The organism is Thalassobellus citreus, assembly GCF_044385915.1.
GTDB classification, from domain to species: Bacteria; Bacteroidota; Bacteroidia; order Flavobacteriales; family Flavobacteriaceae; genus Thalassobellus; species Thalassobellus citreus.
Genome location: NZ_JBISCC010000127.1, coordinates 539104 through 546921 on the forward strand (window position 1 = coordinate 539104; position 7818 = coordinate 546921).

The 7818-nt window shown below is 30.6% G+C and carries 7 protein-coding genes; 3 read left to right on the forward strand and 4 right to left on the reverse strand.

What is annotated here, in order from left to right; translation table 11 throughout:
- Positions 1-116 precede the first annotated feature (116 nt).
- Together ACH5TX_RS15970 and ACH5TX_RS15975 are read left to right on the forward strand one after the other, a co-directional pair.
- A complete protein-coding gene (locus ACH5TX_RS15970; protein ID WP_439340482.1) occupies positions 117-884 on the forward strand; it encodes a LuxR C-terminal-related transcriptional regulator in 768 nt (255 codons plus the stop codon).
- Positions 885-1131: 247 nt separating this feature from the next.
- Positions 1132-1908: an alpha/beta fold hydrolase gene (locus ACH5TX_RS15975; RefSeq protein WP_439340483.1), complete on the forward strand. Its 777-nt coding sequence runs from the start codon at positions 1132-1134 to the stop codon at positions 1906-1908.
- On the opposite strand, the gene ACH5TX_RS15980 is transcribed toward ACH5TX_RS15975, so the two are convergent.
- Genes ACH5TX_RS15980 through ACH5TX_RS15995 form a run of 4 tightly spaced genes read right to left on the reverse strand, consistent with a single transcriptional unit; the run spans position 1901 to position 5071 of the window.
- Positions 1901-2674, reverse strand: a complete 774-nt coding sequence (locus ACH5TX_RS15980) for a LuxR C-terminal-related transcriptional regulator (RefSeq protein ID WP_439340484.1) — start codon at positions 2672-2674, stop codon at positions 1901-1903. The two genes, ACH5TX_RS15975 and ACH5TX_RS15980, sit on opposite strands and share 8 nt — an antisense overlap.
- Positions 2675-2711: 37 nt before the next feature.
- A complete protein-coding gene (locus ACH5TX_RS15985) occupies positions 2712-3500 on the reverse strand; it encodes a LuxR C-terminal-related transcriptional regulator (RefSeq protein WP_439340485.1) in 789 nt (262 codons plus the stop codon).
- Positions 3501-3507: 7 nt separating this feature from the next.
- Complete coding sequence (locus ACH5TX_RS15990) at positions 3508-4284, reverse strand: LuxR C-terminal-related transcriptional regulator (RefSeq protein ID WP_439340486.1); 777 nt, start codon at positions 4282-4284, stop codon at positions 3508-3510.
- 10 nt (positions 4285-4294) lie between these two features.
- Positions 4295-5071, reverse strand: coding sequence for a LuxR C-terminal-related transcriptional regulator (locus ACH5TX_RS15995; protein WP_439340487.1), 777 nt, complete (start codon positions 5069-5071; stop codon positions 4295-4297).
- A gap of 440 nt (positions 5072-5511) precedes the next feature.
- Between ACH5TX_RS15995 and ACH5TX_RS16000 the strand changes: the two genes are divergently transcribed.
- Positions 5512-7818 (forward strand): BspA family leucine-rich repeat surface protein (locus ACH5TX_RS16000; RefSeq protein ID WP_439340488.1); only part of this gene is annotated, 2307 nt, incomplete at its 3' end.

The following is a 7818-nucleotide window of genomic DNA, read 5'->3' on the forward strand; positions in this document are numbered from 1 at the left end:
CAAAAAAATCCTAAAGTTTTACTTTAGGATTTTTTTATGCCTTCTTTTTAATTAGTTATTTTTTTCTTTTTTTGTGTTTGCTTATATGTTTTTTATATTTTTATAAAAAAGAAAGTATGACTAAGCATATAAAGGATGTTTATAAAAAGATATTTAAGTCTTACGATACTCCTTCATTAGAGAAGCATATTGAAAAATTTATTGAGTTAGATACTTTCTTACCCTATAGTTCAACCTTTTTCTGTGTTACTAATACTCAAGATTTATCATTTGAGTTTATTAGTAAAAATATGCAATCTTGCCTAGGTATAGATAAAAGTCTATTTGAGAAAAAAGGCATGCGTTATTTTTGGAGTAGAATACATCCAGATGATTTAGAAACATGGCTTTTGGCATTAAATGAACTTATGACTTTTACATTAAAAGAGATGCCTGTGGAAGATAGAAGCAGAATGAGTTATACTTGGAATTATCGTTTTAAGAATGCTAATGATGAGTATGTAAATATTGTACAAAATACGACACCGTTAGAGTTTGATGGTGAAAGTAAGCCTATAATAGGTTTGGCTCATTATACAGTGCTGTCTAAAGAAATTAAATTGCAAGTTTGTGCATCTGCTAAGGTGCTAAATAAAAATAATGAATACGAAACAGTTTATTTTAATAACTTTTCTCAAAGACTTTTATCTGAAGGAATAAGTAATAGAGAACGTGATGTGATTAGGTTACTTATTTTGAATTATTCTAGTAAGGAAATAGGTTTGAAATTAAATATTAGCTCTAATACTGTAGATACGCATCGTAGAAATATCCTAAAAAAATTGAATATATCTTCAACAGGAGAGCTTGTAGGAATGTTGAAAATGAATAGAAACATGATATAGTATTGGGTTTTTATTACAATATTACGGTTTGCCGAGATAAAGTTTTCTTTTAGCGAAGTAGGAGCTTTTGTAGTGCAAATTACTCAAATTGAGTATTGTTATCACTAATTAAGAATTATACCTTGCGCTTGCTATTAATTAGTTCTTAGGGAGAACGTCATTTAAAAAGTGCCTATGTGTTATTTAAAAAAAGCATGGGTACTTTTTTATTGAGATCTAAATCTCTTTAAAGCGATAAGTGTATACAATGAAATATAATATAGCTAAAGGACAAAAAAAAGGAACCATAGTCTTTATTCATGGCAATTCGTCTTCTTCTAAAGTATATAAAGATATTATGGTGTGCCCGGAAATTGAATGTTCTAAAATTAGTTTAGACTTACCAGGACATGGATCTAATTTAGAAGGTTATATACATGATGAAGATTTCTCCTTAATAAATTATCGTAATAAATTGATAGCCTTTATAAATGCTATTGATGATGATGTGTTGTTAGTTGGTAATTCACTTGGAGGACATTTAGCTATTGAAATTTCTAAAGATATAAAACGATTAAAAGGATTGGTTGTTTTTGGAACACCACCTGTTAAAAAGCCAATTAATTTAGAAGAAGCATTTTTGCCTGTAGCAGCATTACAAACTTACCTTACCGAAAATCCAACAGAAGAAGATATTCAATCGGCTATGGAAGTTGCTGTGTATGATGTAAAATATGCTAATAGTTTAAAGGAAGATTTTAAAAAGTCGAACCCTAAGGTGCGGAAAGCTGTTTTTAAAGCCGTTTCAGAAAATAAATTTTTAGATCAATTTGAGATGTTTGTTAACCTTGGAATACCCAAGTTTATTATAGCAGGTTCGCACGATCCTAGTGTGAATCCAGAATATTTAAAAATGGTTTCAGAAGCTTGTAATGGTAATTGTGAGCTTATTCATTTTGAAAATTGCGGACATTATTCAAGTTTAGAAAATCCAAAGGAATTTGCCGAAACAATAAACGTAGTCGCAAATAAAGTTTTTAAATAATACCTTCTCTAATACATTTAGCAATAAGTTCGGAGGTATTCTTACAATTGGTTTTTTGTAAAATATTGCGTTTGTGCGTATTTATAGTATGAGATGAAACATTTAGGTTCTTAGCTATTTCAGAACTGTTTTTTCCTTTAGCAATTTCATTAAGTATTTCTTTTTCTCGCTTTGTGAAAATTGAATTTAAATTCTCTAAAATATTATACGTGTCATTTTTTTCATCGTAATAATAATTGGGACATTTATATCCAATAAAAGATACTTTATTATCATTTATAATATTAAAGTGTGTTACATCTGTATGAATTCCAATTACTTGCTGAACTTTACCGTCTTTAGAAACACTTATTGCTTTGGCTTGATGCAGTAATGTTTTTTCTGTATTGTCTGCAAGTAGCATTCTAATAAGGTAAACAGTTTTGTATTTTGTAATGTCTTTTATCGGTATTTTTTCTAACTTAAAAATAATGGCAGCTTGTTCTTTTCTGTGGAGATCTGCTACATCTTCTGGATGTAGTAAAGAGAAGTATTTTTCTAGTGAAAATTCTTCTGGATTAATGCCTAAAACTTTTTTCACCCCTTCGCTTACAAATTCCATTTTGTAAGTAACAAAGTTTATTATGTAGTAATAAAAATCGCCTAGAGAAAATAAGGAGGATATTTGGTCTACAAGATGCAAGTCAGGCTCTTTTAGGTCAGGCTTAGATATTTTATTTTTTGTTTCCCAAACTTCAAAAACTTTTTTCACATCTGGCTTTCTCATAATTTTTCTTTGGGTGTATTATATTCTGTTATTTTAATTAAATAATACCTTCTCTAATACAGGTAGTAATTAACTCAGCTGTATTTTTACAGTGTGATTTTCTTAAAATATTTTTTTTGTGAGTATTAATTGTATGTGGAGAAACATGAAACGTTTTTGCAATCTCACTAAAGGTATTTCCTTTAGCTATTTCTTCTAGTATTTGTTTTTCTCGTTTCGTAAATATAGTTTTAAAATTATTTTCAATTAGTTTAAGGTTGTTTGCTGTTTCAATAGAATAAAAAGAAGGTCGTTCGTTGCTAATTAAAGAGATTTTATGATCAATTTTTGGGTTTAAATGTGTAATGTCTGTGTGTATGGATAGTACTTGAAATAGTTTGCCATCGTCTGATACTGTTAAAGCCTTAGCTTGATGTAATATAGTTTTGTAGTTGCCAGAAGTATCCTTTAATCGCATTAAATAGACTGTTTTATATTTCGTAATATCTTCTTTTGGGATTCTGTTTAACTTAAAATCGAATGTGGTAGCCTCTTTTTGGTGTATTTTTTCGAGATCTTTGGGATGTAAAATTTTTAGAAATTTTTCTAATGAATAATCATTAGGTTCTATTCCTAAAACCGTTTTAGTGCCCTCACTAGCATAATCTATATGGCGTGTTTCAAAATTCATTATAAAATAATAAAATGTTCCAGCAGAAAATAACAAAGCAATTTGGTCTATAATGTCAATAACATCTTTTTTTTCAATAGGCTTGAGAATTGTGTTTTTAGTTTCCCAAACTTTTAGTAGTTTGTTAATATGTTTATGATTCAAATGGGTATTCATGTTTTATTTAAATAACGCCTTCTCTAATACAGGTAGTAATTAACTCAGCTGTATTTTTACAATGGGATTTTCTTAAAATATTTTTTTTATGACTATTAACTGTTTGTGTCGAGATAAATAATAGCAAAGCTATGTCTTTTGTTTGCTTTCCTTGAGCTACTAAATGAATGATTTCTTTTTCGCGATTGGTAAACAAGTTTTTAAAACTGTTTTCTGCTAAACTAAAATTTTTACCAGTTTCTAAGGAATAGTACGATGGGCATTCGTTACTTATAAACGATATTTTGTGGTCTATACTGGGGTTTAAGTTTGTAATATCGGTATGAATAGATAATACTTGAAACACCTTACCGTCATTAGATATGTTTAATGCTTTTGCTTGGTGCAATATGGTTTTGTAGTTGCCAGATGCATCTTTTAGTCGCATTAAGTAAACGGTTTTGTATTTCGTAATATCTTCTTTAGGAATTTTATTAAGTTTAAAGTTTAACGAAGTTGTTTCTTTTTCATGCATTTTCTCTAAATCTTCTGGATGCATTAAGCTAAATATTTTTTCTAATGTAAGTGCTTCGGGGTTAATTCCTAAAACTGTTTTTGTGCCTTCGCTCACATATTCTATAGACATGGTTTCAAAATTCATTATTAAATAATAAAAAGAGTCGGCAGCAAATATGGAAGCGATATGATCTATAATATTAATAATATCCTGTTTTTCAACAGGTTTTAAAATTAAGTTTTTAGTTTTCCAAACTTTTAATAGTTTGTTAATACTTTCTTTTTTCATTCAGTATAATTTAGAGAATGCATTCAATTAAGCATTTAGCAACAAGTTCTGGCGTGTTTTTACAACCGGTTTTTTTGAAAATATTTTTTTTATGAGTATTTACTGTGTGTTTAGAAATAGACAAAGATTCAGCAATATCCTCAGTACTTTCGCCTTGTGTAAGTTTACTAACAATTTCTTTTTCTCGTTTAGTTAGTATTATCTTTAAATCATGTTTTATTAAATGAAAGTCACTTCTTGTTTCCAAATTATAATAAGAAGGAAGCGTGTTACTAATAAAAGAAATTTGATGATTAAACGGAATTTTTAAATAGGTAACATCGGTATGAATACCAATAAGTTGTTGCACTTTACCATCATCAGATATATTTAAAGCTTTTGTTTGGTGTAATATAGTTTTATAGCTACCATCGTTATGTTGTAACCGCATTAAATACACAACTTTGTATAGAGGGATGTCTTCTGTTTTAATGTTTTTTAGTAAAAAATTGCTAGCTACTTGTTCTTTTTCGTGCATTCTAGCCAGATCGTCTGGATGCATAACCTTAAATAAGGTGTCTAAGGAGAAGTTATTTGATTGAATACCTAAAACATTACGAATGCCATCATGCACAAATTCCATTTCCAGGTTTTCGAAGTTTAAAATATAATAATAGTAATTGCCAATGGTAAATAATGAAGCAATTTGGTCTATCATATCTAAATATAGCTCCTTTTTCACAGGTTGTAGAATCTTATTGTTAGATTCCCAAACATTTAAAATTTTAGAGATGTTTTCGTCTTTCATTATTTGTGCTGATAGCAATTGAATTTCAAGTTAAAAAAAATAAGATATAAATTCAACTAAATGTATCAGTTTTATACTATTAATTTAAAAAGTATTTAAGATTTGATTTAATAGCAATGATTAATGAGAGATTTAATTTAATCAATAATCGATTTAATTATTTAATAAACTAGAATCTCCTTTTTTGTTTTTATCAATAAACGGTTCAATTTGTAAGTTGAAATGAAAAAAAATACCTAAAAATGGGTATTGTATGTTTAATTGAAGTAATGCAACTTGCTATTGCTATTAATTAGTTCTTTAGGGAGAACGTCAAAACAAGTGTCCATGCATCAATAAAAAATAGCATGGGCACTTTTTTTATGAAAAGTCCTATTACTAATATAGTTCTCAAGTCTGTTTTTTCAAAATAATTTTTTATTAACCAAAACCAACCAATTTTGAAATATTTTTACTCTCGAATTATCATTTTATTATTACTGTTATGCTCTCTAAGTCTAACTGCCCAAATTTCTTTTGTTGAAGATACTACGGTGCCTTTTGATGATGTTACATTAGGTGATATAGCCTTTGCCGATGTTGATAACGATGGCGATCAAGATGTTCTTTTTACAGGTCTCAATGGTGGCTCGACAGTAATAGCAAAACTTTATTTAAATGATGGTACTGGGAATTTTTCAGAAGTGATGGGGACTCCCTTTATTGGAGTTTTTATGAGTTCAATCTCTTTTGCTGATATTGATAATGATGGCGATCAAGATGTAGTAATTACTGGAAAATTGTTTTCTAACTTTGCTTCTACTGAATTGTATACAAATGATGGGGCTGGAAATTTTACGCTGGTTATTGGCGACCCTTTCGAAGATGTGCAATTTGGTAGGAGTGCATTTGCTGATGTTGATAATGATAATGATTTAGATCTTATAATTACTGGTAGTAGTGATTTAGCTGCTATTAATAATCTATATATAAACGATGGTTCTGGGGTTTTTACGTTATCAGTACAGCCGTTTATAGCTGTTGGAGGATATAGTGATGTTGCCTTTGCGGATATTGATGGTGATAACGATTTAGATGTACTAATGTCAGGACAGGGTAGTACTATTGGGGAAACGTATTTATATATAAATGATGGTTCTGGTAATTACACGTTAGTTCCTGGAACGCCTTTTATAGGTGTGCAAAATGCAGCTATTGGTTTTGCTGATATTGATAATGATGGTGATCAAGATGTCCTAATAACTGGATCTCCAGGGAGTACTCGTAGGTCATATTTGTACGAAAATGATGGTTTTGGTAATTTTATTTTAGCCGCAAATCAACCTCTTACAGGTGTTAGTGCTGGAGATGTTGAATTTGCAGACGTAAATGCAGATGGGAACATAGATTTAATGATTACCGGTGCTGGAGGGGGTGCCATATTGTATTCAAATGATTGTTATGGTAATTTTGCTGAAGTTACTGGCATGCCATTTGCGGCAGTATCAAATAGTGCTATTGCTTTTGCTGATGTCGATGGCGATGGCGATTTAGATTTACTAACAACAGGTGCTGGAGGTGGTACTTCTTTATATATCAACGAATCATTACCAGAAACAAGTACCGTTGGTGCTTTTATCACCACATGGGAAACCACAACAGCCAATGAGTCTATTACCATACCAACAACAGGAGTTGGTTATAATTATAATGTAGATTGGGGAGATGGGAATACTACAACCGGAGCAACTGGAGATGCAAGTCATATTTATACCAGTGTAGGTACGTATCAAGTTACCATTACTGGTACATTTCCAAGAATATATTTTAATGGCTCTACCTCTGCTTCTAAAATTAAGTCTATTGATCAATGGGGCTGTAATCCTTGGGAATCTATGAGAGATGCTTTTAAAGGTTGTGCTAATGTAATTGTAAATGCAACTGATATCCCTAATCTCAATAATGTTACATCCATGCGTGAAATGTTTTCGGGTGCAACTTCTTTAGGTGGTGGTACAGGAAATTGGGATTGGAGCACAGGAAATGTCACAACGATGGAATCTTTATTTTTTGAGGCAACTAATTTTAATAAAGACATAAGTACCTGGGATATGAGTAGTGTTACAACTACAAATACCATGTTTTGCAATGCTTCAACATTTAATCAAAATATTGGGAATTGGGATGTTTCCAACGTGTTACTAATGAGTGGAATGTTTTGCAATGCTTCAACATTTAATCAAAATATTGACAATTGGAATGTAAGTAATGTAACAAGGATGAACACAATGTTTAAAGGCGCTTCGAGTTTTAATGGAGTTATAGGTGGTTGGGATACAGGAAATGTTACCGATATGATATCCATGTTTGGTGATGCAACTGCTTTTAATCAAGATATTGGTGCTTGGAATACTATTAATGTTACATCAATGAACAGCATGTTTTTAAGAGCAACCGCTTTTAATCAAAATATTGGTAATTGGAATGTTTCTAATGTATTATACACAAGTGGTATGTTTCAAGGTGCTACAGTGTTTAACCAAGATATTGGTGCTTGGAATACTAGCAGTGTTACAGCTATGACAGGTATGTTTAATGGAGCTTCTGCTTTTAACCAAGACATCGGCAATTGGGATACCAGCAATGTATGGACTTTTACGCTTATGTTTATGGATGCCGTTTCTTTCGATCAAGATTTAGGGAATTGGAATGTGTCTAGTCTTAATACTGCCAATAGTATGTTTACTCGTGTTACGCTTTCAACTCCA